Source organism: Pseudomonas bohemica (assembly GCF_002934685.1).
Lineage (GTDB): Bacteria > Pseudomonadota > Gammaproteobacteria > Pseudomonadales > Pseudomonadaceae > Aquipseudomonas > Aquipseudomonas bohemica.
On sequence record NZ_NKHL01000065.1, the window covers coordinates 1 to 26694 of the forward strand.

Below are 26694 nucleotides of genomic sequence, written 5' to 3' on the forward strand. Positions count from 1 at the left end.
TTCGTAACGCTTTGCCATGCGGGCCTCCAGCCAATCATGGCGGCAATTCTACCCTGCCGACTTTTCGTACAAAACCTAGGACCGACGCATGAGGAAATGCTACCGGACGGCGTCTACACGATAAGGCCAGCCTTTTATTGCATCACGCCCTCGCCTGTGACGGTCAAATCTCTCGCCAAGACTGCCATACAGATGCTGACACCGACGGGTAAGAAAGCTGACCTGAGGGGTGACACAGTTGAGTTGAACTTCCGTCTGCTGGCACTGCTAAAAACTTGCGGCGTAAAATTGTGTGAACTCGACGAGTTCAATAACCTAGCCAAGCGCGACTCAGAAAAAGCAAAAGAAGTCACGATCGACTGGATGGTTACGATGACCAATCTAAGCCGGACCTGTTTCGTCTTGGCCGGAACCGACGCCATCTTGAAACTTTTGAACGAGTCCGATGCCTTCGCCCGCCGTTTTCCATTCATCATCGAACTGGCGTGGCTGTCCTATAGTGAAGAAAACACGTCCGATTACATGATCCTGCTTTCGAAGCTGGATGACCATATACAGACTATCGTTAACATTACTAACGGTGCTCGACTGACCGATCCGGATATCGCCGCACGGTTGTTCATTGCCAGCTCAGGAAACTTGGAGTACGTCCGAATGCTGATTCATGGTGCTTTACAGAATGCGATTACTCATCAAAGCTCCGGGCTGAACCTGACCGATTTCAAAAGAGCTGCCGCGTTGCTCCACCTGAGGTTTAGCCACTCCCCCTATCCCTTCGATGAGACATTGAAGGCCTGCTACCTGAAGATATATAAGAAAAGCCATGAATAAGGTTAATTTTATTCCTCTGCCATTGCCTCACGAGAGCCCAACGAGCCTCATCAAGCGGCTGTGCCAATACAATGGGTACTCCAAACCCAGCAAATTTATTGAATTTCACATTCGCGATGAAAAATCCAAAGTTTCTGCGCTACTCCAAGGTAGCCGATTCGAACGATTTATTACATCTAACCTTGAGGTCCCCCTACAAGCTAAAGCGCGGAATGGGTTCTATGGCAGGAGTAAACCATGGGGACCGGTATCTATTGGCCTGCTTCACGTAAGCCCTCGCCTCCTGCGTCGGACGGAGGCCGCCTTGTGTACAGAGTGCACGCGTGCTGGATGGGAGCATTCATTAAAAGACCTGTACCTGGCCTCACATTGTCCGATTCACAATCGGTGTTACTTATTCAATTGCCCCAAGTGTAAAAAACGCCTCACCTGGATAAATCAAGCGGCGATCACATGTGATTGCGGCGAACCTCTCGAGTCGCCAAGGTGTACTCGGGAGGACGCTCTACCAGAGCAAAAGCTGAAGGAGATATTGGAATCTGCGGACCAATTACGATTTGATAAAATGATCTCCATTCTTCGCCAACTGGATATTGACCTAAAAAAAATCAGCACAACCCTGACCTGGGATAAGTTTGCTGCAGCCATTGCTCTCACCTTCAATGATATGAAGCAAGCGGCCGAATCGCTTGCTAATGCATATGACATTTCTCTCTCACTGGAGAGAGATGTTTTGCTATGTAAGTTGAATCTGCTTTTTGATTCATCGACGATTGAAGAGTTAAAAAAGAACCTAGAAACCACACCTGCCCGCGCATTTTATCCACCCTCGACAACTAGAATCCCTGGTAGGCTAATGCCAAAACTTCTTGACATTACCATCGATCACTGGCTACAGATGAGAAGAGAACAATGGATCGGTCCCCCATGCCCGCCTTATAAAACCCGACAGCCGTATACCATTGCCATTTTATCCCAACTCGTAGAGAACAATAAAAAATCTGAGAAGGCACTCAGTAAACAACAATACCTAGAAGGTGCGATACTTGAGGGGAAATATTACAGGCGACAAGAGGTCATCGAGAAGCTATCCGTTAGCCAAGACCGCTACGCCTACCTCGTCAAACATAACGCACTTGGAAAAAAAGAATACGTAAACTCAAAAATTTACTTCCTGAAAGATAATATCGACGAGTTTTTGCGCGCGCATGTCAAGCTAAGCGATCTCGCACAGTATTTAGACATTTCAACTGCAGATATTCGCATGGCCATGCGTATACAATCAATTGATTATCCTCTGTTCACAGATTGGCCACGCACTCCTTTCTTTGTAGAAACAAAGGATGTCCCGGCCATACACAAAATCATTGCAGGACTTCCCAAGCTAAAATACTCACTAGGTAACTTTCGATCCCGCCGAACAGTAGAATCAGGCACTTTTATTTCCATTGAAAAGGCTGCAACCATTCTTAACAAACATAGTAGAACAGTGAAGTATTACCGTGACTTAGGCCTCGTATCACATCATAAAAACCATATCAGCCTAGTACTCCGTGAAGATGTTATAAAATTCCATCGCCGTTATGCTACGCCTACCGAACTGGGGGGAGAACTGAACATAAGCTCGAAATTTGTATCCCGAGTTTTGCAACGCTTAGGGATATTTCCAATTGCAGGCCCAAACGTTACCGGGACAGCAAGCTTGATATACGACCGTTCAACGCTGCCTAAGAATTTGGCGGCTAGAGTGAACCCTCACAATGATAAGTTCGGTGAACTCTGGCTAAATAAAGATATGTTAACGATAGAAGAAGTCGCAAAAACGCTAAGTATCAGCGCCCTAGACACTACTCGCTTAGTTCGTTCACAAATTCAACCTCAACGAGCGCCGTGCTACCGGAATTATTTTGGAGTTTCTACCGAAGAGCTATCCAAACTGAAGGTATTTTTGCAATCATTGACTGCTCTCCCTGTTTTTTTATTGGCTCGTAAGATGACGTACCTTTCTTTTCAACGCCGATTTACTCATCCCAAATACGTAAAACCCATTGAAATCAGAGGAACCTTCCACCTTACGCCTGAAGATTTAAATAAACTCGACAAATTCCTCAATCATTACTGCACTCCTAAAGAGGCAGACAGGATTCTTGGTGCGCCGGCCTATACTGCTAGCAGGATGATTTCGCTAAACAAATTAAAAACTTATTTCTTGCCCAATTACCACTACAAACACCCTGTACTCATGATCAGTGAAGTACTTAGAATTGCCACACCTCGACACACTTAACCATACCCCCCTCAGAAAATCATAAGACAGCATGCGGCGCCAAATCTTTCATTCAAAAAAAAGCTTTTCGCAACTTAACACCCTCAATTATCTATATCCCACCCGAAGTACATACCTCGCGATAGCATAGTTCGCGCTTATGGCAGCCTACGCCGACGCCATCCAGAATAAAAACCTCTTTCCTTTCGTCTGAAACTGATGAAAAACTCGATATGTAATTTCCATCAATCAACAAGATCATGACGAACAAACTCGTTAAAAATAAAAATTTAATATCAGCACTCCGGCACGTTCAACATATGGTGGATCAGGTGTAAGCACCGTCCTCTCCTCAAATATTTAGACTAGGGCTATCCACGAAAATTTATGGGTTACGTCAAGATGGGCATCAAGCAGAAAGATTTCAGTCTTCCTGAAACACAGTTTCAGGATTCATGAACTCCCCTTCCGCGAAAACGCTCAAGACTGACCGCTACATTTCAGTGCTACGTGAAAACCTACGCTTTCACCACTTCTGACGAAACATTGACAGAATGTCACGATGACCTGAAATGGATCGCCAAATGCACCACCTGGCGCTGTCACTAGTGCCATGTGGTGAGGGCACGCAGCTTAGCGCTGGCCAATCCCCACTGCGAACACCGACACCATGACGCAACTGCATCAGGCATGGCAATATCGTGACGGGCAAGTCAAAGGCGGCTGATGTTCGCCGCGTGCACATGCTGGACTGCCCAGCCTCGCGCTGGGTCATTTCCCACATTCTGCGTGGTTATGCAGTTGCGCACGCTCCACGTCGAGGTTGACGAAGAGCGCCGCAGCCAGCGCTCCCACGTGGAGCGTGGGGGACGATAAAGAACATCGCATCCGCAGGCTTTCCTGCCGCTACGAGTCAGATCGTCAGCAAGCTGCCCTTCTACGGCCTGCGGCGAGATTGGGGTTTAGCAAGGCGTCGAGTTACACCCAAACCTTCGAGCTGCGTACCCCCAGATGGAACCAACCCCGGTGACATCGTCATCCAGCCCCGTACACCGCCTAATCCCGAGCGACGCCGCAGGTCGCTGTCGCTCAAGGCTTTGAACACGACGGCAACCAAGGCGCCAGGTATCACACCGACCGGATCATCCCGCCATCGACTCGGATGGCGCTGCCAGTGATATACGACGCAGCATCGCTGGCGAGAAAGATCACCACATTGGCGAACTCTTTGGGCGTGCCATAGCGTCCCGCCGGAATGCTGGCACGGGAGGCCGCTGCGATCTCATCGATGCTTTTGCCCTGGCGCGTAGCGGCGCCTTGATCAAGCTGGTCGACCCGGTCGGTATGAATACGGCCCGGTAACACGACGTTAACCGTGACACCCTGGGCGGCGACTTCAGTGGCCAGGGTTTTCGACCAGCCAAGCACTGCCATGCGGATGCCGTTGGACAATCCGAGATTTGCAATCGGTTGTTCGACGCCAGAGGAGGCAACGCTGATGATCCTTCCCCAGCGCCGCGCCAGCATGCCGCCAATCAGCCGATTGGTGAGGTGGAATACGTGCCCTGCCATGCTTTGGAAGTGCGCTTGCCATAGCTCTGCAGATTGATCGAGCACGCTGCCCGAGGGCGGCCCACCGCCGTTATTGACGAGTATGTCGACATTGCCGTCGGCAATGATCCAGTCAGCCACCCTATTCACGGACGCCAGATCATTCAAATCCAGCGCCAGCGCGCTGACCTGAGCCGACTGTTGCGGATCGAGCTGCCCCGCCCAAGCCTCTATCAGATCAGTTGAGCGCGCGGCAGCAATTACCGTAACGCCTTCAGCCACCAAGCTTTTGGCGATCGCTGCACCCAACCCACGACTGGCGCCCAGTACCAGCGCGCGGCGACCCTTGAGTCCAAGCTCCATTAATTCAACTCCTCAAGACGTCGGGTCTGGCGGTAGATCAGACGCTCGATATCGGAAACGTCATCCGCACTCAATTTCGGCGCCGGGGCGCGCAGAGTTGGCGATGCGATGGCGCCGCGTTTGGCCAGAATGTATTTGCGCACGGCCAGGCCAAAACCCGGCTGTTGCTCATAGCGGGCCAGCGGCAGATAGGCATCGAACACGTCCTGCGCGTACTCGAGATCGCCGGACAACCAGGCATCCCGCACATCAGCCATCATCTCCGGAAAGGCAAAGCCGGTCATGGCGCCGTCGACGCCCCGCCTTAGTTCTTCAGGCAAAAACACACCACCATTGCCCACCAGAATGCTAATCGCCCGCATGGCGCCGCTGGCCTGGGCATCGCGCAGATCGGTGATCTTGTTCAATCCCGGCCAATCCTCATGCTTGAGCATCACGCAGTTGGGGTTGTCGTTGACGATCTGCACGATAGTCGCCGGACTGATGGTGACAGTGGTCGCCAAGGGAAAGTCCTGCAGCACGAACGGGGTGTCTACGCCAATGGCTTGCGCTACCTGCGCGAAATAGGCGCGGATCTGCGCATCGCTGCGCAGGTTCGAAGGCGGCGCGACCATCACTCCCGCCGCCCCTGCGGCCATGACTGCTGCACTGAGTTCGGCCATGGAAGCCAGCCCGGCACCCGAGACGCCCACTACCACCGGCACCCTTGCGCCGACGGCGTCGAGCACGCACTCGACGAAGGTCAGTGACTCGCTCATGGTCAGCTTAGGCGCTTCGCCCATCATGCCCAGCACCGTCAGGCCTGTCGCTCCGCGCGCCAGGTAGAAGTCGACCATGCTTCGGGCGCTCGGCAAATCCAACGCCCCGGTTTCGGTAAAGGGCGTGACGCAGATGATGAAAACCCCAGCAGCCTGTTCGTTCAAAGGCATTACGCATTGACCTCGGTAGTTGAATGAGTGACGCGTAGGAGCGGCTTTTGCAGACGCCCTTTACCCGGTTGGTTGACGATCGCTTGCCCGTCCCATGCCATCTCGCCACGCAAGAATGTCGCCACCACGCGTACGGCAAACTGGCGGCCGTCGAAGGCACTCCAATTCACCGCTGCCTGGCTGTTGGATGGGTCGTAGATGAAGCGCCCAGGTTCGAGGATCGCGATGTCGGCGTCCTTGCCCGCCGCCAGAGCGCCTTTGTCCTGCAGCAGGAAAAAATCCGCCGCCCCCTGGCACAGCAAGCGCACCGCCATCGATGGCGAAATCCCGCGCTCAAGGCAACCGGTCCACAGGGCCGGCACCAGTGTTTCAAGGCCTGGTCCGCCGGCAGCGTTCTTGAAGATATCGGGGTCGCCTTTGCGGTCCAGCCCCCAGGACACGTGATCGGAGGACACGAAATCGCAGTCCCCGGCGGCGATGTGCGTCCACAACTTGTCGACCTCGGCCTGAGGGCGAATCGGTGGGTAGTGTTTGGTTTTGGCACCCAGACGCCGTACATGCTCTTCTTCGTTGAGCATCAGATACTGCACACAGGTTTCGGCGGTGGTCTTGAAGCCTGCACGCCGGTATTGGTTGCACAGCTCGAATCCCCGAGACAATGAAATGTGAACCACGTGCGCGCGAGCGCCGGTTGCAGCGCCCAGCTCATAGACTTTGGCCGTCGCCAGGTTTTCTATCAGCGGCGGATGCGCCCGGCCAAACGCATCCCATCCGGTATCGCCCGCAGCCCTGAGCCGAGCGATGTTGGCCAGTGTCATTTCCTGATCCTGGTTGTGCACGCCACACGCCAGGCCAGACGGCGCGATCCGCCGCATGGCCTCGTATAGCACCTCGTCGGTGATCCTGGGAAAGCGCAACGCGTTGGCTTCAAAGGTCGAGAACTTGAATGCGCAGGCCCCGGCTTCGATCAGCCCCGGGATGGCGTCCAGGCCGTCCTGTGGACGTATCGTTGCGTAGAGGCCGATATCAATGTGGCAATCGGCGTTGGCGCGAGCGGCCTTTTGATGAAAGCGTTCGGCGCTCCAGACCGGTTCCGGCTCGTCATAAGGCATGTCGATCAGCGTCGTCACACCGCCAGCCGCTGCCGCGCGGGAAGCCTGACCCAGCCACTCATGATTGGCGCTGCCGGTGTGGGTCTGGCCGTCGACGGCACCGGGCACGACCCAGCAACCCCGGCGGTCTTGGGTGTCGCGGGCAGCAGGCGGTTCTCCCTCGCCCACCAGGGAAATCTTGCCATCCACCGCCGCGACGAAACCGTTTTCGATGATGCGGTCGGGGGTGACCACATTGCCACGGATCACCAGGTCGAAATCACTCATAGACGTTGTCTCCGCTCAAGGCACGAATCCGGCGAGCATAGGAGCGGTACAGCGCTGACGTAAACGATAAAAAATCTGCCAGGGACGCCGAGAAATCAGCGCCGGCACCCGATGAATCCTCGACTGACAGATCCGGTCCCGGTGCTTCAGGCGCAATCGGCGCGACGACTCAAGCGGCGCCGGAGCAGCGCGTCAAAGCGATAATAATTCGTTCTGCCGGACCGAAAATCTCACCTTTACACTAAAAGCTCGGCGCCCGTACTGTGGTTTCAAATCGAACGACTGATGTCCCGAGGGGTTGAGGATGAAACACGCGGTAAAGGTTGTTCTGTCCGCCGGTCTGGGGTGTTTCATAGCTCAGGCAGTTAATGCCGACGACTCGGTTCGGCTGGTTCTGGACTGGGCATTCGAAGGTCCCCAGGCCATGTGGTCCGCTGCCGCCCAAAGCGGCTGTTTCAGCCAGAAGGGTTTGGATGTATCCATTGACCGCGGCTTCGGCTCCGGCGACAGCATCAGCAAAGTGGCGTCGGGTTCCTACGCCATCGGCGTCGCGGACTTTGGCAGCGTGCTGGCTTACAACGCCGAGCACCCGGAAAACCCATTGATTGCGACCTTCATTGTCAGCGATCGCTCATCCGCCTCAGTCAGCGTCCTGAAAAGCTCAGGCATTGCCACCCCCAAGGACCTGCAGGGCAAGCGCATCGCCGATACCCAAGGCGAAGCCAGTCGGATGCTGTTCCCCGCGTTCGCCAAGGCCAATGGCGTCGATGCGACCAAGGTTTCATGGGTCAATGTAGCGCCTAACCTGCGCCAGGCCACAGTCGTCAGAGGTCAGGCGGATGCCGCGGCAGGTCATCTGCTGACCGTGGTCAACGGCTTCGTTTCAGTCGGCGTGCAGCGCGACCAGATTGTCAGCATGCCGTTCGCCGAGTTCGGCGTGGATGTGCCGGGCAACGCAGTGGTGGTGAAACCTGAATGGGCGCGCACGCACCCCAAACAGATGCGCGACTTCCTGAGCTGCACAGTGGTAGGCATCAAGGCGACCATCAATGACCCACAAGCCGCTATCGCATCGCTGCGCAGCTACAACTCGATGCTCGACGCCAGACTTGAGGCCGAGCACCTGGATTTTGCGAACAACGTTGCAGTCTTGACGCCGCAAGTCAAACAGCACGGCTTGAGCAGCATCGACGCCGTACGGCTGAGCCATTCCATCGCGCAGATATCCGACGCCATGGGGTTCGCACCGGCCTCGAGCAGCTCAGTGTGGACAGCCGATTACCTGCCGCCGCAGCGGGAGCTGAGCGTCGGCAGCCCTTGAATGGAAGGGGCTGAGCCCAAGAACTCGCAGCACCGACAGATTGAACGAATCGCCCGCCAGAGGGCCATCCGAACCGTTAGCCACGTGCCGGTCATCCAGACCGATCAATAGAAGGCAGGCTTGCTCAAGCCATCGCGTTGTGACCGATCAGCGCGACGGCAGTCGTCATGGGTCAGCGAAAATGCCAAGCGATGAGGAGTGATCGGGTGTGAGCATGAGCGAACGTTTTGCCGACAGCTTTGCCTTTGAAAACCAGGGCAGCTCGGGCGCAACAGCAAGACCTGAACCAGGACAACCGCAGACCAATCAGCCCTACGTCGATCTGCGCAACGTCAGCCTCGTATACGGCGCCGATGACGAGCAGATGCTGGCCATCGATCGGCTGGATCTGCAAGTGCGCAAAGGTGAATTCGTGGCAGTAGTAGGACCGTCCGGGTGCGGCAAGTCCACGCTGATGAAACTGGTAACTGGGCTTCTGCAGCCTGACGGTGGCGCGGTTTTTATCCAAGGCGAGAAGACCACCGGCCCGGTACGCAGTGTCGGCATGGCCTTCCAGAATTCGACCCTGCTGCCATGGCGCACCACGCTCTCCAACGTGATGCTGCCTTTTGAACTTGTCAGGCCCCACCGGCAACGCCTGCGCAAGCATTACGACGAATACCGCGAGCGCGCGATACGCCTGCTGGAGATCGTTGGCCTGAAGGAATTCGCCAACAAGTACCCCTGGGAACTCTCCGGCGGCATGCAACAGCGCGCCAACGTCTGTCGTGCGCTGATTCACGAGCCTCCACTGCTGATGCTTGACGAACCCTTTGGCGCGCTGGATGCATTCACCCGCGAAGAGCTATGGCTGATGACTCAGGACCTCTGGCTCAAGCAGCGATTCAGCGCAATTCTGGTAACGCATGATCTGCGTGAGGCGGTGTTTCTGGCCGATCGGGTTGTGGTGTTGAGCAAGCGTCCCGGCCGCATCATTCTTGAGCGCACTGTCGACCTGCCAAGGCCACGCACCCTCCAAAGCACCTACGAACACGGATTCAGCGAAATCGTCACTGAAATCCGCGAGAAAATCCTCGAGGCCCGCGCCTGATGAAAAAGTCCAAAACCCGATCCCATGCCTTTGTGCCGTGGATCACCACGCTGGCCTTGCTGGTGGTGTGGCAAATCGTGGCCATGGCATTGGGCAGCGCGAGCCTGATGCTGCCGCCGCCCACCGCTATCGCTCATTCCATTACCGAACACTACGACGTGATCTGGCCTAACGCGTTGCAGACGCTCTACACCACGGGCGTCGGATTCGCATTTGCGGTGGTAATGGGCATGCTGTTCGGCCTCGCGATCGGCGCCTCGCCGCTGATTTACCGAGGTATTTATCCGCTGCTCATTGCCTTCAATGCCGTGCCCAAGGTCGCACTGGTGCCGATCTTCGTGCTCTGGTTCGGCATCGGCACGGTACCTGCGGTGGTCACTGCGTTTTCCCTGGCGGTGTTTCCGATCATCGTAAACGTGGCGACGGGGCTTTCGACCATCGATGCCGAAATGGAAGACGTCATGCGCTCGCTAGGCGCCAACCGCTGGGACATCCTGACCAAGGTTGGTATTCCGCGCATGACCCCGTATCTGTTCGCTTCGTTGAAAATCGCTATCACCTTGGCGTTTGTCGGTTCTGTGCTGTCGGAAACCATCGCCTCGAACGAGGGAATCGGCTTTCTTATGCAGGCAGCCTCGTCACGCTTTGATGTGCCCCTGGTATTCGCCGGCGTGATCGTTATTGCTGCAATGGCGGTCATCGCCTACCAACTGTGCGAACTTATTGAAAGGCGTTTTACGCACTGGGCCAAACGGGGCAAATAAACACTGGATACTGCGCATATTGAATCATTGGAATCAATAACAAACACGAAGACCTGACTCGGGTTATGGCGATCACCGCTCTTATTAAAACAACGCACCGCCACGCCGCTTTTTTTTTCACTGAACCGGTCGTTATGTCGACTGACATCGACTGTATTTCAGACTGCCCCAACGATAATTTTTTAACGCTTTGCGTAAGGAACTCACATGTTCGAAGGTGTAATCCAGTATTCAAGAGATTCGTGGGGCATCATTCCATTAATGCTGGTCATTTTCATTATCGGAATTGCGGTCATCATCGAACGCTACTTCTTCTTTCGTAAAAGCATTCAATCGGGTGCCAGCCTCGACGCCGATCTGCGTCATGTTAGTTACAACAACGAACACGATGCCCGACAAGTCGCCGGCCATTACCAGCGCACCGTGCAGGGCAAGCTGGTGGAGGCAGCGCTGGATGCGCCGAACAAGAGTGAAGCGGCCATGGAGCGCGAAGTCGATGAAAGCATCATGGTGCAAATGCCGTATCTGGATCGCAACCTCTGGGTGCTCGATACCTGCGTAACCCTGGGGCCGTTGCTTGGACTGCTGGGGACCATCATCCACATGATTCAGGTGTTCAGCGTACTGGCAGCCAACAGTTCGCAAAAGGTCAGCTCTGTCACCGGCCCCATCGCCCATGCTCTGGTCGCGACGGCCGTGGGCCTGTGCATCGCCATCACTTGCGTGGTGTTCCTCAATTACTTCAACAAGCGGATCCGCCTGGTGGTCAACCAGATGGAGTTGGTCAAGTCGATGCTGATCAGTCGTTTCGCGACGATCTGAACCCCGCTCGCCTTCTACGGAGAATCTCCCATGGCCCGAAAAACCAATTACCTGGGGCACGAAGAAAAGGCACGCATCGAGATCATTCCGATGATCGATGTGATGATGTTCCTGCTGGTGTTCTTCGTGCTCATCATGATCGAAATGATTCAGGGCGCTGGCATTACCCTGGATCTGCCTCAGTCTTCGTCGCAAGACCCCATTGAATCGGTGACGCTGAACATCGGCGTATCAGTGGACGGTGGCCTTTACGTCGACGGACAGTTGATCGACGACCAGCAACTGAGCTCCAGGCTCACCGACATGAAGGGTACCGGCAAGCTCGACGTGGTGATCGCAGGTGACCGTGGCAGCCACTACGAAAGCATCGTGCACGCGATGGATCTGGTCCGCGGCGCCGGTGTCAGTGCCATTGGCCTGGCCACACAGAAATAGTGGGCGCCATGGAGAAGAACCTACGAAGCGGCGCCTTATGGGCTACGCAGGACAGCCACGTTCACCACCACCATTTGCCGATGCCGCTGGCGGTTGGCGGTGCGTTGGCGCTGATGGCATTGATCATCGCTGCATGTGTGATGATCGAGGTCAAGCCTGCGCCGGTCGAAGAGCCACCGAAGATCACCCGCATCGAGATGGTCGAGTTACCACCTCCACCACCCGACGCGCCACCGCCGCCGCCAGCAGAACCGCCGCCCCCTCCACCGCCGGAGCCACCACCACCGCCGCCACCTGAGCCATTGCCACCGCCGCCTCCTAAACCGCTGCCGCCCAAGCCGGTCGACAAACCGTTGCCCAAGCCGCTGCCTAAACCGCCGCCGCCCAAGCCATTACCGACACCACCGCCTCCACCGGTGCCGCCTGCGCCACCGCCACCGCCACCGCCGCCACCTCCCAAGCCGGTGCCGACGCCGCCGGCGCCAAGCGGGAGCAGTGATGCGGTCGCGTTGCAGCAGACGGTCCCGGCATATCCGCGCATGGCCCGTCAGGCAAAAATCGAGGGTTATGTCGTGCTGGACCTGGTGATTCGCCCGGATGGAACGGTCGCCTCGGCCAAAGTCCTGGAAGGCAAGCCGCCACGGCTATTCGATGAGGCTGCGATCAACGCAGTCAAAAACTGGAAGTTTCAGCCGCGCATGGTCGGCGGTGTAGCTCAGGAACAACATGCACGGCAAACCGTGAAGTTCGACTTGAAAAAAGCCGAAGGCTAAACATCACCCTGTCTGCACCCGGCTCAGCCCACGAGACGGTGATCTAAGCAATCGTGATCCAGGGAAGGAATCCCTTCAACCGACACAAGTTCGCTTGTGTCGGTTTTTTTATGCAGTGCCCTTAAACTTTGGCTGATAACGCGCTCGCAAAAATAAGCCGGGGCCAATCTAACTATTCGTTACTCGAAATGCAAAACCTTTAAATGGGACATTATTGTGCACGGCGCACCCCCTGCCGCCCCGTTTAAACTCACTTATATCGAGTTGCCGAGCGCTGCTAATTTTTAGCCGAACCCTGCGTATTTTTTGATATTTACGAACGACCCCCATCCCATTAGCTTGGCGCTCACACGGACGCCTCGACTTATCGACGGCAAATAATACCGTTACGAGCCTGCTGCGATGCCACAACACTTCGTTTGACTGGTCATCCAGTTAATTCGATTCGCCAGGGCTTTCTACAAAAAACATTGCCTTCACTAAACATGCAGGAGCCCGGCATGGGAGCGTTCACTTTCAGTTACAAGCAACTCGGTATTGCTGTCGCGTTGGCGATGCCGATGGTGTGCACGGCCGCACATGGCGATGATACCGCAGCCAATAAGGACGACCCGGTCAAGCTCAAGGATTACACCGTTGACGAGTCCTACGACGACAACCTCGGAATCATGCCGAGCGCCACTGCCGGCTCCAGCGTGTTCGGCCTGGACAAGCCGCTGGTGGAGACGCCACGCTCCGTAACAGAAGTGTCAGCCGAACTGATCAAAAGCTACGGGCTGCGCGACATCAACGATCTGGTCCGCATGACCCCGGGTGCCTATACCGGCTCGTTTTTTGGTATCGCGGGCTCACTGGCGCTGCGCGGCGAAGAAGCCGACAACTACTTTCGCGGCATGAAGCGGGTGCAGAACTCTGGTAACTACACCACGCCGATTTCCGCAGCCAGCTCGGTGGACATAGTGCGCGGGCCGGTGCCGCCGATGTTCGGCGCAGGCAAGATCGGCGGCTACATGAACTTCACGCCAAAATCGGCGAAGTCGGCGACGTCCAAATACATTGAAGAACCCACGGGGGAAATCGGTACCACTGTCGGTTCCTACGATCAGTTCAAGGTTCATGCGGAAGGCGGCCTGCCATTTCAGATCGGCGAGCATCGCGGTGGTGTCTATGGCTACTACGAGCAGGAAGACTCCAAAAGCTACTACGACTATGTCGAGCCGCAGTCCAAACTGGGCCAGTTGGCTTTCGATCTGGATTTGAGCGATAACCTGCGCACTGAGTTCGGCGGGCAGTATCTGCACTCCGAACGCATCCAGAACGCCGGCTGGAACCGGGTGACTCAGGACCTGATCGACCACGGTACCTACATCACCGGCTCACCATCGAACCTGGTCACTCGTGGTGGCGAGCTTTATCCCGAAAACGTCCGTACCAACATCACGCCGGGGGTTGGCTCACCCTCAGGCAACGGTGACGCGCTGCTGGATGTGTATTGCAGCGGCGGTTACTCGAATTGCAGCATTCCCAACGATGGAGGGCTGGGCAAGCTGAACAATTCCGGCACCACCAAGCTGGATCACGACCAGACAATGACATCCAAGGCGGACCGTGGACGCACGAACGTCAAAACCGGGTATTTCGATCTTATTCGTGATCTAGGCGACGGCGTGGAATTGAAGAACCAGGCTTTCTACGAAAGCATGGACCACTACAAGTACTCCTCCTATGGCTTTACTGCTGACTTCGATTCATACACTTGGGAAGACAAGATCAGCCTCACCTTTCCGATGACCCTGGGCGATGCAAGCCTCACGAACAATGTCGGTGTCAACTACCGTTACTACAATGGCATCGACAAGGAAGCCTACGGCGATGAAATCTTCGACCGTCGCGACCTGAGTGTTGGCGCAACGCCGAATGACAGCTTCGATTCGGGGCATACTGGCGTCGTTCAAACAGCATCGGGCCAATACGCGCGCAACTACAGCTCGCAGAACTATTCGGTTACCAAGGACGCAGGGGCCTTCGCTCTTACCGACATCCAGTGGCACAACTTTGACCTGACCCTCGGTTACCGCATGGATTACTACGATGTGAAAGCATCGGAGAAAGGACGCGGCACAGCAGGCAACCTGATCAGCGACGTTGACGACAACGGCAGCGCGGACTGGTATAGCGATACCGACAACAAGGGCTCTTACAACCTTAGTCTGTCGTACAAGACACCGTGGGGCATAGTTCCTTACTTCACGTATGCCAAGCAAGGCGCCCTAGCGTCCAACTCCGCCGGTGGTGTACCCGTGGAGAACGTCCAGAACGGCTCATGGCTGCAGGACTCCAAACTGCGTGAGTTCGGCATGAAGTATCAAAGCCCGAGCAACAATGTCTACGGAAGCCTGGCCTATTTCGATCAAGACCGCAGCTATCAGGATGCACAAAGTGGTTCGGACATTCTTGTCAATAGCAAGGGTTACGAAGCAGAGCTGCGATGGTTGCTGAACAAGAACTTCTCCCTGAGCGCCACCGGCAGCAAGACCGCTGTCCGCGAAAAAGGAGCTCCATTCACCATCCTCAATACCGCGGCGGTGGCCAACGCCCTCGGGGTCGATCCGTCGAGCCTCTATGGATACCGCTTCTTCGATCCATCGGGTTCTGTGCTGGGCGGAGAATGGGATCGTGGCGGTGTGCCGGAGTGGGTAGGCAGCCTCTACGGCAACTACACGCAACCGTTGGGCCCAGGCAGCCTGAACGGTAGCCTTGGCTTCACGTGGGTCGATGCGCAGTGGGCCGACAACCAGAAGCAGATTCGCCTGCCCGCCTACACCGTGTGGAACGGCTCGGTGGGGTATGACTACAAGAACTGGTCAACCTTGCTGACCGTCAACAACCTGCTCAATGAGAAGTACTTCACCTCTGCGAACCTGTTCGACTCGGTCTTGGTTTTCCCTTCGGAACCGCGGACCTTCACAGCCTCGCTCAACTATAAATTCTGACCGCTGCACGCAACGGGGTCGGCATCCTTCATTGGCTGCCGATCCCGCGCACCGTAGCCTGGATATCCGGTTTGCGCGATTCCTCCGACACTCCCCTCTGCATTTCGCCGGTCGCAAGCGGTTTTGGCTTGATCCTGTTCGGCTTGATGCTGGCCATTTTTCTCGGCGCGCTGGATCAGACCATCGTGGCGGTTTCCCTGGGTACCCTTTCCAACCAGCTAGGCGATAGCCAGCATCTGGCCTGGATCATTTCCGGCTACCTGGCGGCCATGACCGTCAGCACGCCTTTGTTCGGCAAACTAGGCGACCTTTACGGCAGGCGGCGTTTGCTATTGATTGCCATTGGCTGGTTCACCCTGGCCTCGATGGCCTGCGGACTGGCCCATACCATGGCGCAGTTGATTACCGCGCGCGTCCTGCAGGGATTAGGCGCCGGCGGCCTGGCAACCCTGAGCCAGGCGATCATCGGCGACCTGCTGCCGGCTCGCCAGCGGGGGCGCTATCAGGGCTACATCAGCGGCACCTTTGCCCTGGCCAGCGTGGCCGGTCCGCTGCTTGGTGGGCTGCTCACTGCGCACGCGTCCTGGCGCTGGATTTTCTGGATAAACCTGCCGCTGGGGCTGGCGGCAGGATTGCTCTGCCGCCATGCCCTACGCGACCTGCCGTCACCCCGTCACGCGCCGCATATTGACTACCCCGGCGCGCTGCTGCTGGTCGGCGGACTGACCAGCCTGTTATTCGCCATCAGCGGCTCGGGTGAAATTCCGGGGCTGGCGGGCGACGACACGCACATCGTGCTGACGGTCGTTTCGGCGTTGACGCTCAGCGGCTTTGTTATCCAGCAAAAGCGCAGTCCGGACCCGCTGCTGCCGCTCTACTTGCTCACCGAACGCCATCCCCTGCTCAGTGCGCTAGTGGCGCTGTTTGCCTCGCTGCAGATGATCGTCCTTACCGTCATCCTGCCATTGCGTCATCAAATGCTCACTGACCGATCAGTGGACGAGGCAGCCATGCACGTATTGCCGCTGGTCGTTGGCGTGCCCGTCGGTGCGTTTCTCAGCGGACGCGTGATGACCCGCATCGGACGCTATAAGGCGCAGATCCTGTTGGGAACCCTATTGTTGCCAGCGTGCATTGCCGGACTGGCCTGCACCTCGCTGCAGAGCGTTTACCTGTCCGGGTTCTGGATGTTGATCTGCGGAGCAGCCATCGGCTGTCAGTTCCCGGCCAGCATGGTCTCGATTCAAATGTCAGTCAGCGCCTCGCACATTGGCGTGGCAACCAGCACGCTCAATTTGCTGCGAGCCCTGGGTGGTGCGCTCGGCATCGCGTTGATCTCACGGCTGCTGTTGCTGCTGCTGCGCCGGGCGGGCGCAGATGCTTCGCTGGCGGGCAGCGGCCTCGCCGGTGGTTTGAGCGTGGAAGTGCTGGAAACGGTGTTTCGCCATCTGCTCCTGATCGATGCCTCGCTGGCCATTCCCGCCTTGGTCGTGGCGATTTACTTGCCCGACCGTTCGCTTGACGCCACCCCCTAATCGCCGTTCAGGAGTCCACATGCTCACGGTTCTCGTCACACGAAAACACCAGGAAACCGACACCATCTTCGTCTTCGAGCTGGCCGATACCGAAGGGCGACCGCTGCCTGCGTTTAAGGCGGGTGCACACATCGATGTGCACCTGAATTCGCAGCTGATTCGCCAGTATTCGCTGTGCAATTCGCCCCGCGAACGTCATCGCTACCTAATCGCCGTGCAGCGTGAAAATCCTTCGCGTGGGGGCTCTCAATTCATGCACGAGCAGATTGAAGTGGGTCAACGGTTGACCATCAGCCCGCCGCGTAATCTGTTCGAACTGCATCCATCGGGCCGTCATCATGTGTTGATCGCTGCCGGCATCGGCATCACACCTTTGATAAGCATGGCCCACGAGCTCACGCACCGGGGCGATAAGTTCGAATTGCATTACCGCGCTCGTGACCCCGAGAACTCGGCCTTCCTCACGCAATTGACCGATCACTTTCCGGGGCAGGTCTACGCCTACTTCGACCGCGAGGCCTTCCACGACGCCGCGCTGCCGGGCCATCCCGCGCCAGACAAGCATCTTTATGTGTGTGGTCCGCAACTGTTCATGGAGCAGGTATTCGATATGGCCCGGCGTCTGCGCTGGGCCGAAGCCAACTTGCACCGCGAGGTGTTCAGTGCCAAGACGCCCGCGCCCGGCGGGGCGCACGCCTTCGAGATCGAGATTGTCAGCACCGGAATGACATTGGCCGTAGCGGCCAACCAAACCGTGCACCAAGTGCTGGAAGCCGCTGGCATCGATGTGCCGATCTCATGCGGCAAGGGTATCTGCGGCGCATGCCTGACAGGCGTTCGGGCAGGGATCGTCGATCATCGGGATCAGGTGTTGAGCGAGGAAGAACAAGCGCAAAACGACTTGTTCACACCCTGCTGTTCGCGGGCGTTGAGCCCCCGTCTGGTGCTGGATCTGTAAGCCCGAGCGTTGGGAGGTCAGGCCAAACTGACCTCTACTGAAGGCCCATGCCATCGGCGGGCGACGGCAAACGGTGCGCATCCACCGCCATGTCGCCCTCGCGGCACTGCGTCTCATCCACCGATTGCAGGCTCCATTGATCAAGCGCCTCGCGCAACTCCTCCAGGCAGATCAACGTCGCTTTGTTCGATGTACCCTCGGCTGCGATGTAACAGGCCAGCACCGCCGACTTGATCGTCACGTCGCGAATCGGCACATAGACCAGGTCTGGGCGCATCGGGTCTGGCCCCGCCGAAAGCCTGACCTGGCAACCGATCCCCAGGCCCTGACTCACCATTACCGCAATGAACTCGAAAGAGTTGGCGACCACGCTGAACATCGGTTTGACCGCAACTCGGGTAAAAATCTGATTGAGCGCGTGGTGCAGCGTCTGGTCGCCGCTGGGGAAAATGAAGTTCTCGTCCACCAGGTCAGCCACCCGCACTGACGCCCGGTTCGCCAGCCGGTGAGATTTGTGGACGGTGATGCAGGTCTGCAAATTGTAGGAAACCACCCTCTGCAAACCGCTCTGCTGCTCCAGCGCGTATCCGACGATGATGTCGACTTCGCCGCGCATCATGATGTCGGTGAGCATGTTGGAATTGGCCACGACGATTTCAAACGTAATGCGCGGATGCGCTTCACGAAAGGTCGCCAGGAAGCCGGCCAGGAACTCCTTGGCAGCCGTCTCGTTTATGCCGATGCGCACATTGCCTGTGTGTTCGCCCTGCAGGATGTCGATTTCCGAACGCGCGATGCTCAGCTCTTTCATCGCACGTTTGACCCGATACAGCAGCGACTCCCCGGATGACGTCAATCGCAGTCCATTGCGGTCGCGCACAAACAGCTTGGTATCCAGTTCTTGTTCCAGCAACTGGATTTGCCGCCGTATGGCAGACGCCGCAATATAGATGTTTTCTTCCGCGAGCTTGAAAGAGCCGTGGCGGGCAACTTCATAGAAGTATCGCAGTGCCGCCGTGTTCACAAAATGGGGTAGTAATCCAAGGGTCATTATTGCGCAACCTAACCGAATCGATGAATGAACAGCGAAAAGTCGTCGGACGCTACCCTCTTTTCGCGCATTATCAGCACTGCACCATCGCTGAGCATTCCATTGACCAGTCACTATGTGTACGGTATGTAGCCGCCAATCCTGATCAGTAGTATGCAGGTATTAGGCCAGTTACAAAGTTTTGCCCTTAACCCATCGCTGGTGCCGCAGCGCCTTTAATCTGGATCCGATAACCCAACCTCACGTTAGGGTAGTAATCCCATATCGCTTTATGTTGCGTGCAGCGGTTATCCCAGAAGGCAATGGAGTGGTCGCGCCATTGAAAGCGAACATGGAATTCCGGTTTCTGGCAGTGGGCATAAAGGAAATTGAGGATTGCTTCGCTTTCATCGCGCGGCAGACCGTCGATGTGCGAGGTCATGGCTTTATTCACGAAAATGAGTCGACGACCGGTCTCTGGATGACGCACGACGATGGGGTGAGAGTTAACGGGCGCGTCAGGACCAAACACGCGACGACCGTCATGGGTCGCCGTGAGCCCCTCCAGATATGTCTTCATCAGCGGCGAAAGTGCTTCATATGCGGCATACATGCTCCCAAACAGGGTCGCGCCGCCGCCGTTAGGTGCGGTCTGGGTAATGTGCAGGATGGAACCCATCGGCGGCATGGCCGCGCAGGTCTGATCAGAATGCCAGTCTTCGCCCGCTACCTTTGTCGAATTCTTGTCGAAATGCAGGACACGGATGCCAGGATACTCGGGTATCGGTTTGCTTTCGGTCGCGGGTCCGACATGGTGGTGTATCTCGCCGAACAACACGGCCAGTGTCATGTGGTTGTCAAAGTTGATGGGCTGATCGCGAAAGAAGATGACCTGAAACTCCGACAGTGCCTGCTTCAATTCCCGTATCACTGCCGTGGACAAGGGCGACGTCAAGTCGATGTCGAAGATCTCCGCGCCGATATGGGGAGTGGTTGGAACCACACGAATGCTTTGGTAGCTCATGGCATATTCCTGATAGGTGTTAACTGGATTATCTACTGCTTGTGCAACGCAACTGTAAGCTTCAAGCGAGCGCTCTGAAATTTCCGTCTGGTCTAAGAGGTATTCTAGAGCTTCAGAACGGGATTAGAGGCAGAGAAATTCGGCGCTCATACTTCTATTTAATAGCGCGATGCGCGCCTCCATTAAACAGTGCAACTTCATACTGACTGCACCTTTATAAGGCTATTGAACTGTGGATCTTTTTTAACTAATCAGGGCGCCGCAAATACCAGTCGCAACTTCGTTCGTAAGCCTGAGCGGCTTGCAACACCGTCAGCTCATCATGGCGTCGCCCGATCAGTTGCAGACCCAGTGGCAATCCTTGGTCGCCAAACCCGCAACACAATGAAAGCGCCGGGTTGTCGCTGAGGTTGAAAGCAACTCCAAAACTGGGGGTTTCCAGAAACCCCCAGTTATTGAGCTGATCCAGACGCGGCGCCTGGCCTGCCTGAATCGGTGCGATCAGTATGTCCACGTGCTCCATCTCCAGGTCCAGTTTCCGGGTCATGAGCAAGCGTGACTCCATCGCCCGAACATAGTCGGCAGCCGATAGCGTCGCCCCGAGCAGCAATGCATCATGCAGCGCCGGACCGTAATCGTGCGGCCGCGTGCGAAGCCAATGTTCATGACAGGCGAACGCTTCACTTAACAGGATCACCATCCCGGCGGCATTCCAGTCGCGCAGCGGCGGCAAGTCGACATCCACGACGCAATGACCCAGACGGCCGAACATCTCCAGCGCAGCCTCGATGGCCTCACGCCCCTGAGCCTGGAGTGGCGATTGATCATTGAAGAAAGAGCGCGCGACACCCACGCGCAAAGCCCGCTGCAGTGTCAGGTCATAGGGTTGAGCCTGACCGGCCGAACATAGCAGCGACTGGTAGATCAAGCCACAATCTTCAACCGTACGCGCCATCGGACCCAGTGCGTCGAGGCTGGGGGCCAGGGGCAATGTACCGCGCTGATCGATACGTGAGCCGCCCGGTTTGAAGCCGACGATGCCGCACAATGCCGCGGGGCTGCGGACTGATCCTGCCGTGTCGCTGCCTAGGGCACCGGGTAACATCCCGCTGGCGATGGCAACTGCCGCACCGCTTGAAGATCCACCCGCGAAATGCTGCACATTCCAGGGATTGCGTGCCACCGGTCCACACTCGCCAAACACCGGCGGGCCGAAAGCGAACTCATGGCAGGTCAATTTACCCAGCACAATTGCCCCGGCCGCCAGCAGCTTATCGACCGCACCGGCGTTGCGCGTCGGCATGTAACCGCGCATCTGCCGCGACTGTGCCGAAGTCGGCACTCCCGCTACATCGATCACGTCCTTGATGCCCAGCGGTATGCCATGCAGCGGCCCGCGCCAGGCACCACGTTCGATCTCGACGTCGGCAACCCTGGCCGCCGCGAGCGCCGAGTCCTCGAGCAGCGTGACGAAAGCACCCAGGTGCGGTTGCAGACGGTCAATCGTTTCCAGACAATTGCGCGTCAGCTCAACAGCGCTCAGGCGCCCCGCTCGAATCAACCTCGATGCCTCGGCAAGGCTGCTGGCCGCTGATGGGTCAACGCTCATCGCGGGTAACGAGATGGACCACCGAAACCAGACTGTGCTGACGCAGTTGTTCGGTGAAGGTCAATAGGTAACGATGAGCCACACAAAACGCTGCAAACCGTTGCTGGCCTACGTCCAAACCTTGACGTCGCAGCTGTTCGAGCAATGCGTCATCGGCCTCGGTATGGTCACCCATCGACGCGGTCCCCAAGCCACAAACGGTATTGCTCACGGGATGTTGGCGTGGAAGGGTAAAGGCCGATGATGCTGCGACCGCTGGCGACCTCGCTGGCCGCATATTTTTCGTACTGGGTTTGCTCGTAGCCTTGCTCGGCGACTTGGTCGGCAATGGCTAACGGAATTACCACCACGCCCTCGGCATCGCCAACGATGATGTCGCCGGGGTAGACCGCGACATCGCTGCAGCCTACCGGCGTGTTCATTTCCACCGCTTGCAGAAAACCGAAGCTGGGCGCAGGCACCGCGCAACGCTGATAGGCGGGGAAGCCAAGCATTTCAATTTGCGCGGTGTCGCGAAATCCGCCATCGGTCACGATGCCGGCGCAACCGCGCACCTTCAGACGCCCGATCAGCAGATCGCCACAAGAGCAACCCCGCGTTTCGCCACGCGTGTCCAGCACCAGGACACTGCCCGGCGGACATTGCTCGAACGCCTGTTGATGAACGTTGCTGTCAGTACCGTAAGATGCCTGCCCGCCGCGGTCATCGCGCATCGGCACAAAGCGCAAGGTAAACGCTGGACCGACCATGCGCGGTTGTTGCCGAGTCAAAGCAACGATGCCGCTTGGTACGGTGCTGCGTACGCCGAGGCGAAACAGGCACGTGCTCAGCGTGGAAATATTGACCTCGGCCAGCCGCTGCCGATTGAGTTCACTTAACGCCATTGCAATGCACTCCCGCAGATGAAACAGACGCCGTCAAATCGGTATGGCAATCAGTGTGTCGATTTTGGATGAGTCCAGAATCACCACCCGCGAACGGAACAGGCAGCGCCCCTCCTCGAGGACAATCTGATCGGAATACCGTCCAGTGGCGAATAACGTGACACGCCCGTCAAGCATCGTGCGCACGCAAATAAAGCTCGTTTCCATGTGAATCGTGGTGTCCGTCTTGTCGACCACCTTGGATTCGGAAAGCACATGCCGGTAATAATGTGGTTCGAAGATATTGGCCTTTTCGATGGCCTCGACTCTGTCGTACAGCATCGCCTGGTTGTCGCACAGCATGATTGACAGCGGCATGACCATTTCGTGGTTTTGCCGGGTGGTGATGCGGTACAGGCAGGGGTCCGTGAAATACGTCGGCCAGTTGGATACTGAGCCATCGTCGATGGTGTAGGTGTAATCGGAGATCAACTGACGCGCTTGTGATTCGGTGATTCGGTGGATGACTATGCCCATGATCGTTCCTTATAACCCCATCAACGCCCGATATCCGGTCCAGAACCCGCGCACACTTCCTTCTGAAACCCTGGAGCCCGGAATTGGCTCGATCCCGTGCCCCCCCATTTCCACCACGGCTGCCTTGTCCAGGCTGCCAGCGATACCACGTTGGACCAGACCGCCGATCATGCCGTCTTCCATGGCAATCAGACCGGCCGGGCCCATCATGTTGGCCTGTTTCAGACGGCCATTGGTCTTGGCCTCATCGTCGTCCTCAAAACCAAAAGCGATCCAGCGCAGTTCAGATTCGTGCGTGCCAATGGGCACGATGGTGCGCACGGCCAGGCAGTTACGCAGTTGTTGCAAGACAAAATTGGGGAAGATCGTCTGGATCGTCATCGACACACTGTCGCCAAAGTCATCCCAGACCGCCGTCATGGATTTATCCCGAAGACCAAAACCATAAATGTTCAGTTCGGCGGAACGCATTTCTGCCTCTTCATACACTTCGCCGCCGGTCTCGAAGTCCATCTTCGAGAAACTGATGTGCGACCAGCCTTTGCTTCCCATGACAATGCCGCCCTCCATCGTCAGCCGATCCTGCTTCATCACGCCGTTAAAGGCGTGCAGGATCGAAGCGTGGTAAGGATCCTTGACGTTTTCGATGTAGAGCTTCCAGTTCGACGGAATTGCCTGGCTGTACTGACCCAGCAGACGTAGCTTGCGACCGCAGACCCGGGCGATATTAGCGATCAGATCGGCGCCGACGTAGTCCGCGAACGAAGGTGTTTCATCACTGAAGGTGCCGAAAATCAGACCGTGCAGGGTGTGCACGCGCAGACGCTGCAAACCGTTTTCTTGCTTGTTGAAGGTCGACGCCATGCCGCCTTTGCCACGCACGCCGCGCTCGAAGGCCGCGGCAGTCATCTTGCCCTTCAGGTCAAAGCACCAGTTGTGGTAAATGCACATGAACCGCGAAACCTTGCCCGATGGCACAAAGGCCAACGGCGTACCTTTATGAGAGCAGCGATTGACCATCGCGCCGACCTCTCCATCATCGCCCCGTACAACGATGACGGGGGTTTCCCCGACTTGCGCAAGCACATAGCAACCCGGGTCAGGAATCTGAACCTCCAGACCCAGGAAATGCCAGATCGGCCCACGAAAGATGGCCTCTTGTTCGTACTTGAAGACCTCTGGATCCGAGTAGACCTCGAAGGGAATTCGCCGAACGCCCTCCTCTGGCCACGTGACTAATAATGCGGGCTGTGGCTTTTTCAAAGTGGCTTCCTATCTGCGCAATACCATGCGAACGACAGTCCTGGACTGACCTTGTGTGGCGCTAAAGTAAGGCGTTGTCGCACAGCCTCCAACATCAAAAAATGCTCGCCGTGGCGCGAAAAAAGCGTCTTTGCGCAGACCATGGCACTGGCGACGATGTTTACGCTGACAGCGTGAACATGCTTACACGCATGGGAAGGATGCGTTCACGTCATCGCCAACATCAGGGGGAGTCTTGAGAAACCGTCGTGCGTCAACGCAGTCACTACTTCCGGCGTGGGCTTATCGGTTAGTTGCAGCCGGTCGCCAGTCTGGAACGCACCAATACGGGTGTGGTGCCGAGCGCAGCAGGCGTAATGTTGGAGCGTTGCACCCGCACGCTGTTTCGCGATCTGGCGCGCATACGCAAAGGCATTGCAGCATTTCGATCGCTGGATCAGGGGGAGGTGAAAATTCATGCCACGGAGGGCGGCTGCGTGACGATAGGCCCGGAAATCTCAGCACGACGGGAGATCGACGCCGGATTGCTCAAGCCTATTCCATGGACATCGACGCTTTCAGAAACCTGTGCTCCGCGGTCGGCGTGCACCAGGAAAGGGAGCCAGCTGGCACCCGCCTCCGCATCTTCTGATCGTTAGCCTTTAGTCCGCTCGCGATATTCCTGCACCATTTCCTTAGACACATCTTCCTTGAAGCACAACAGCGAGTAGCCGCCTGCGCGGTTGTAGGCGCTGCGTTTGCCGCAGCGGCTACCGTTGCGTGCGGCGTTGTAGGGGCATGGGCAGTTGCCGGAATAATTGGCGATGGAGTTTTCGATGAGGATTTGGGCGATTGCGGGGTCGGTTGGGCCGGTTTCCCTGGCGCAAACGCTGAAAGCGCTGAGCAGCGCAAATGCTGCGACGAAGGCGGTTACTGTTTTTGTCATGGCCATTCCTTAGCGATGCGGGATGAGTATTCCAGGCAGCTTTTTACATGACATCATTAAGCCATCATAACGCATTTTCTCTGTAGAATGTGATGGCGTTCTTTCGGTTGGGGGTGAAGGTTCTTACAGACCGTTCTTTTTTTCTGATTGAGTTTTGTAGGAATCTTATAATGGCTGCCGCTGGCGAGCCGGACTGCTACAGGGCGAGTTGATAGCAGACGGCTTTTTCCCGTGTCAGGTGGAGCGTGTTGCAAGCAAGCTCACGCCTGCGGCTGAGGGTTTGCCGAATACTTTTTCTTTCATGGATTTGTGGAAACCACGGATATGGCCAAGAAATCTTCCCTGTTTGACGACCTCTTTTTTATTGCCAGCAAGCTGCCTTGGTGGCTCAGTCTGGCGATTGCGCTGGTTTCGGGCTTTGCCCTGCATTCGCTAGCAAATCAGCCCGCAACGTTCTCTGGAGATCCCCACCGGTTTCAATCTGCGGTATTGGCAAGCATGGCGCGGACGGCCGCAGGGTTCGGCCAGTATCTACTGCCGTTCATTTTCGGCTGCGGCACCATCGCTGCGCTTTTCCGTCGATTCAGATCACGCAGTCTCCTGACATCCGCCGCCACGTCCGGCGGGAATACGCTGCTGAGCATCAGCTGGCACGAGTTCGAATTGCTGGTGGGCGAGGCATTGCGGCGACGGGGATACAAGGTGCAGGACACGGGCTCGAACGGGCCGGACGGCGGCATCGATCTGGTCGCACGCAAGGATGGCGAGACGTATCTGGTGCAGTGCAAGCAATGGCGCTCGGTCCAGGTGGGAGTGCCGGTCGTGCGTGAGTTGTACGGGGCGATGGCGGCTGAAGGCGCTGTCGGTGGTTTCGTGGTCACCAGTGGGACGTTTACCAAACAGGCGCGGGACTTCGCCTCGGGCCGAAATCTGCAATTGGTGGATGGGAATGTCCTGAAGCAGTGGATTGCCGAGACGAAGAAACCTGGGCCACGCCCGACCGTTGAGGTGGTCGCCGAACGAGTCGAGCCAATGGTGATTGAGCCGGAATTTGCAGTACCGGTTGTATCGGAGTCTGTCGCTAAACCGGAAACGCCTGAGGTGCCGATTGCGCCAAAACCCCCTGCCTGTCCGCATTGCCGTAAGACGATGGTGATGCGTGTGGCGCGCACTGGTGCCAACGCAGGGGGCAATTTCTGGGGTTGTGCGGATTATCCAAAGTGTCGGGGGATTCGGGCGATTTTTGCGCCTATGAGGGTGAAGTGAACACAGCCGGTTAGCGGTTTATGGCCATGAGCGGCAACGCCGATAAAACTGATTAATTCCCTTTCTCCTGCATAACATTTTCTCTAAGGATGGTCTGAAGTAGGCAGCTATTTCTCAGCTGCTGAGCCATAGCGGTTTCAAAAAACGGCAGCGTTCAAAATCGATCA

Annotated in this window: 24 protein-coding genes; 12 read left to right on the forward strand and 12 right to left on the reverse strand. The window is 56.7% G+C overall.

Annotated elements, in window-relative coordinates; all coding sequences use genetic code 11:
* The coding region (locus tag CE491_RS01690; RefSeq protein WP_110946642.1) for a TniB family NTP-binding protein at window positions 1-831 on the forward strand (831 nt) is incomplete at its 5' end.
* A gap of 565 nt (window positions 832-1396) precedes the next feature.
* Window positions 1397-3118: a hypothetical protein gene (locus CE491_RS01695; protein WP_190727045.1), complete on the forward strand. Its 1722-nt coding sequence runs from the start codon at window positions 1397-1399 to the stop codon at window positions 3116-3118.
* A gap of 1107 nt (window positions 3119-4225) precedes the next feature.
* On the opposite strand, the gene CE491_RS01700 is transcribed toward CE491_RS01695, so the two are convergent.
* From CE491_RS01700 to CE491_RS01710, 3 genes are read right to left on the reverse strand one after another with little or no spacing between them, the layout of a single operon-like run.
* Window positions 4226-5011 carry an SDR family oxidoreductase gene (locus CE491_RS01700; RefSeq protein ID WP_110946644.1) on the reverse strand — a complete coding sequence of 262 codons (786 nt, stop codon included), beginning with the start codon at window positions 5009-5011 and terminating at the stop codon, window positions 4226-4228.
* On the reverse strand, window positions 5011-5940 hold the full coding sequence (locus tag CE491_RS01705; RefSeq protein WP_110946645.1) for a dihydrodipicolinate synthase family protein: 930 nt from the start codon (window positions 5938-5940) through the stop codon (window positions 5011-5013). The genes CE491_RS01700 and CE491_RS01705 overlap by 1 nt, the downstream gene beginning before the upstream one ends.
* Window positions 5940-7319, reverse strand: a complete 1380-nt coding sequence (locus CE491_RS01710) for a dihydroorotase (protein ID WP_110946646.1) — start codon at window positions 7317-7319, stop codon at window positions 5940-5942. The genes CE491_RS01705 and CE491_RS01710 overlap by 1 nt, the downstream gene beginning before the upstream one ends.
* 304 nt (window positions 7320-7623) lie before the next feature.
* Here CE491_RS01710 and CE491_RS01715 point away from each other — a divergent pair, with 304 nt between their 5' ends.
* The 5 genes from CE491_RS01715 (at window position 7624) to CE491_RS01735 (ending at window position 11751) form a co-directional block, all read left to right on the forward strand.
* Window positions 7624-8640, forward strand: coding sequence for an ABC transporter substrate-binding protein (locus tag CE491_RS01715; protein ID WP_110946647.1), 1017 nt, complete (start codon window positions 7624-7626; stop codon window positions 8638-8640).
* Window positions 8641-8854: 214 nt separating this feature from the next.
* On the forward strand, window positions 8855-9730 hold the full coding sequence (locus CE491_RS01720; protein WP_110946648.1) for an ABC transporter ATP-binding protein: 876 nt from the start codon (window positions 8855-8857) through the stop codon (window positions 9728-9730).
* Window positions 9730-10494, forward strand: a complete 765-nt coding sequence (locus CE491_RS01725) for an ABC transporter permease (protein ID WP_110946649.1) — start codon at window positions 9730-9732, stop codon at window positions 10492-10494. The genes CE491_RS01720 and CE491_RS01725 overlap by 1 nt, the downstream gene beginning before the upstream one ends.
* Before the next feature lie 207 nt (window positions 10495-10701).
* On the forward strand, window positions 10702-11316 hold the full coding sequence (locus CE491_RS01730; protein ID WP_110946650.1) for a MotA/TolQ/ExbB proton channel family protein: 615 nt from the start codon (window positions 10702-10704) through the stop codon (window positions 11314-11316).
* Between the two features lie 30 nt (window positions 11317-11346).
* Complete coding sequence (locus tag CE491_RS01735; protein ID WP_110946651.1) at window positions 11347-11751, forward strand: ExbD/TolR family protein; 405 nt, start codon at window positions 11347-11349, stop codon at window positions 11749-11751.
* A 61-nt stretch (window positions 11752-11812) separates the two neighbouring features.
* On the opposite strand, the gene CE491_RS30945 is transcribed toward CE491_RS01735, so the two are convergent.
* Window positions 11813-12292 carry a hypothetical protein gene (locus CE491_RS30945; RefSeq protein ID WP_267894465.1) on the reverse strand — a complete coding sequence of 160 codons (480 nt, stop codon included), beginning with the start codon at window positions 12290-12292 and terminating at the stop codon, window positions 11813-11815.
* On the opposite strand from CE491_RS30945, the gene CE491_RS30590 reads away from it, so the two are divergent.
* The 4 genes from CE491_RS30590 to CE491_RS01755 all read left to right on the forward strand — a co-directional run bounded on the left by CE491_RS30590 (window position 12291) and on the right by CE491_RS01755 (window position 18010).
* Window positions 12291-12524 carry an energy transducer TonB gene (locus CE491_RS30590; RefSeq protein WP_234407475.1) on the forward strand — a complete coding sequence of 78 codons (234 nt, stop codon included), beginning with the start codon at window positions 12291-12293 and terminating at the stop codon, window positions 12522-12524. The two genes, CE491_RS30945 and CE491_RS30590, sit on opposite strands and share 2 nt — an antisense overlap.
* Before the next feature lie 500 nt (window positions 12525-13024).
* Complete coding sequence (locus tag CE491_RS01745; RefSeq protein ID WP_110946653.1) at window positions 13025-15517, forward strand: TonB-dependent siderophore receptor; 2493 nt, start codon at window positions 13025-13027, stop codon at window positions 15515-15517.
* A gap of 146 nt (window positions 15518-15663) precedes the next feature.
* Complete coding sequence (locus CE491_RS01750) at window positions 15664-17052, forward strand: MDR family MFS transporter (protein ID WP_110946664.1); 1389 nt, start codon at window positions 15664-15666, stop codon at window positions 17050-17052.
* 19 nt (window positions 17053-17071) lie between these two features.
* Complete coding sequence (locus tag CE491_RS01755; protein ID WP_110946654.1) at window positions 17072-18010, forward strand: PDR/VanB family oxidoreductase; 939 nt, start codon at window positions 17072-17074, stop codon at window positions 18008-18010.
* 34 nt (window positions 18011-18044) lie between these two features.
* Here the strand turns inward: CE491_RS01755 and CE491_RS01760 are convergent, their stop codons facing one another.
* The 8 genes from CE491_RS01760 to CE491_RS01795 form a co-directional block, all read right to left on the reverse strand.
* Window positions 18045-19061: a LysR family transcriptional regulator gene (locus CE491_RS01760; RefSeq protein WP_110946655.1), complete on the reverse strand. Its 1017-nt coding sequence runs from the start codon at window positions 19059-19061 to the stop codon at window positions 18045-18047.
* 187 nt (window positions 19062-19248) lie between these two features.
* Entirely contained in the window at window positions 19249-20064 is an 816-nt protein-coding gene (locus CE491_RS01765; protein ID WP_110946656.1) for a TauD/TfdA dioxygenase family protein, read from the reverse strand.
* A 247-nt stretch (window positions 20065-20311) separates the two neighbouring features.
* Window positions 20312-21673, reverse strand: coding sequence for an amidase (locus CE491_RS01770; RefSeq protein WP_110946657.1), 1362 nt, complete (start codon window positions 21671-21673; stop codon window positions 20312-20314).
* On the reverse strand, window positions 21663-21848 hold the full coding sequence (locus CE491_RS01775; RefSeq protein WP_110946658.1) for a hypothetical protein: 186 nt from the start codon (window positions 21846-21848) through the stop codon (window positions 21663-21665). The genes CE491_RS01770 and CE491_RS01775 overlap by 11 nt, the downstream gene beginning before the upstream one ends.
* Window positions 21841-22557, reverse strand: a complete 717-nt coding sequence (locus tag CE491_RS01780; protein WP_110946659.1) for an RraA family protein — start codon at window positions 22555-22557, stop codon at window positions 21841-21843. Before CE491_RS01780 ends, CE491_RS01775 begins: the two co-directional genes overlap by 8 nt.
* A 33-nt stretch (window positions 22558-22590) precedes the next feature.
* On the reverse strand, window positions 22591-23073 hold the full coding sequence (locus CE491_RS01785; protein WP_110946660.1) for an aromatic-ring-hydroxylating dioxygenase subunit beta: 483 nt from the start codon (window positions 23071-23073) through the stop codon (window positions 22591-22593).
* Between the two features lie 9 nt (window positions 23074-23082).
* Window positions 23083-24336, reverse strand: coding sequence for an aromatic ring-hydroxylating oxygenase subunit alpha (locus tag CE491_RS01790; RefSeq protein ID WP_110946661.1), 1254 nt, complete (start codon window positions 24334-24336; stop codon window positions 23083-23085).
* Between the two features lie 634 nt (window positions 24337-24970).
* A complete protein-coding gene (locus tag CE491_RS01795; protein ID WP_110946662.1) occupies window positions 24971-25261 on the reverse strand; it encodes a hypothetical protein in 291 nt (96 codons plus the stop codon).
* Between the two features lie 324 nt (window positions 25262-25585).
* Here CE491_RS01795 and CE491_RS01800 point away from each other — a divergent pair, with 324 nt between their 5' ends.
* On the forward strand, window positions 25586-26527 hold the full coding sequence (locus CE491_RS01800; protein ID WP_110946663.1) for a restriction endonuclease: 942 nt from the start codon (window positions 25586-25588) through the stop codon (window positions 26525-26527).
* The last annotated feature ends 167 nt before the right edge of the window (window positions 26528-26694 follow it).

What these genes read in the sequence shown, in the direction of transcription:
- CE491_RS01695 (WP_190727045.1), top strand. Translation starts at nt 1,397, where the DNA reads ATGATCTCCATTCTTCGCCAACTGGATATTGACCTAAAAAAAATCAGC.
- CE491_RS01700 (WP_110946644.1), bottom strand. Translation starts at nt 5,011, where the DNA reads ATGGAGCTTGGACTCAAGGGTCGCCGCGCGCTGGTACTGGGCGCCAGT.
- CE491_RS01705 (WP_110946645.1), bottom strand. Translation starts at nt 5,940, where the DNA reads ATGCCTTTGAACGAACAGGCTGCTGGGGTTTTCATCATCTGCGTCACG.
- CE491_RS01710 (WP_110946646.1), bottom strand. Translation starts at nt 7,319, where the DNA reads ATGAGTGATTTCGACCTGGTGATCCGTGGCAATGTGGTCACCCCCGAC.
- CE491_RS01715 (WP_110946647.1), top strand. Translation starts at nt 7,624, where the DNA reads ATGAAACACGCGGTAAAGGTTGTTCTGTCCGCCGGTCTGGGGTGTTTC.
- CE491_RS01720 (WP_110946648.1), top strand. Translation starts at nt 8,855, where the DNA reads ATGAGCGAACGTTTTGCCGACAGCTTTGCCTTTGAAAACCAGGGCAGC.
- CE491_RS01725 (WP_110946649.1), top strand. Translation starts at nt 9,730, where the DNA reads ATGAAAAAGTCCAAAACCCGATCCCATGCCTTTGTGCCGTGGATCACC.
- CE491_RS01730 (WP_110946650.1), top strand. Translation starts at nt 10,702, where the DNA reads ATGTTCGAAGGTGTAATCCAGTATTCAAGAGATTCGTGGGGCATCATT.
- CE491_RS01735 (WP_110946651.1), top strand. Translation starts at nt 11,347, where the DNA reads ATGGCCCGAAAAACCAATTACCTGGGGCACGAAGAAAAGGCACGCATC.
- CE491_RS30590 (WP_234407475.1), top strand. Translation starts at nt 12,291, where the DNA reads ATGGCCCGTCAGGCAAAAATCGAGGGTTATGTCGTGCTGGACCTGGTG.
- CE491_RS30945 (WP_267894465.1), bottom strand. Translation starts at nt 12,292, where the DNA reads ATGCGCGGATATGCCGGGACCGTCTGCTGCAACGCGACCGCATCACTG.
- CE491_RS01745 (WP_110946653.1), top strand. Translation starts at nt 13,025, where the DNA reads ATGGGAGCGTTCACTTTCAGTTACAAGCAACTCGGTATTGCTGTCGCG.
- CE491_RS01750 (WP_110946664.1), top strand. Translation starts at nt 15,664, where the DNA reads ATGCTGGCCATTTTTCTCGGCGCGCTGGATCAGACCATCGTGGCGGTT.
- CE491_RS01755 (WP_110946654.1), top strand. Translation starts at nt 17,072, where the DNA reads ATGCTCACGGTTCTCGTCACACGAAAACACCAGGAAACCGACACCATC.
- CE491_RS01760 (WP_110946655.1), bottom strand. Translation starts at nt 19,061, where the DNA reads ATGACCCTTGGATTACTACCCCATTTTGTGAACACGGCGGCACTGCGA.
- CE491_RS01765 (WP_110946656.1), bottom strand. Translation starts at nt 20,064, where the DNA reads ATGAGCTACCAAAGCATTCGTGTGGTTCCAACCACTCCCCATATCGGC.
- CE491_RS01770 (WP_110946657.1), bottom strand. Translation starts at nt 21,673, where the DNA reads ATGAGCGTTGACCCATCAGCGGCCAGCAGCCTTGCCGAGGCATCGAGG.
- CE491_RS01775 (WP_110946658.1), bottom strand. Translation starts at nt 21,848, where the DNA reads ATGGGTGACCATACCGAGGCCGATGACGCATTGCTCGAACAGCTGCGA.
- CE491_RS01780 (WP_110946659.1), bottom strand. Translation starts at nt 22,557, where the DNA reads ATGGCGTTAAGTGAACTCAATCGGCAGCGGCTGGCCGAGGTCAATATT.
- CE491_RS01785 (WP_110946660.1), bottom strand. Translation starts at nt 23,073, where the DNA reads ATGGGCATAGTCATCCACCGAATCACCGAATCACAAGCGCGTCAGTTG.
- CE491_RS01795 (WP_110946662.1), bottom strand. Translation starts at nt 25,261, where the DNA reads ATGACAAAAACAGTAACCGCCTTCGTCGCAGCATTTGCGCTGCTCAGC.
- CE491_RS01800 (WP_110946663.1), top strand. Translation starts at nt 25,586, where the DNA reads ATGGCCAAGAAATCTTCCCTGTTTGACGACCTCTTTTTTATTGCCAGC.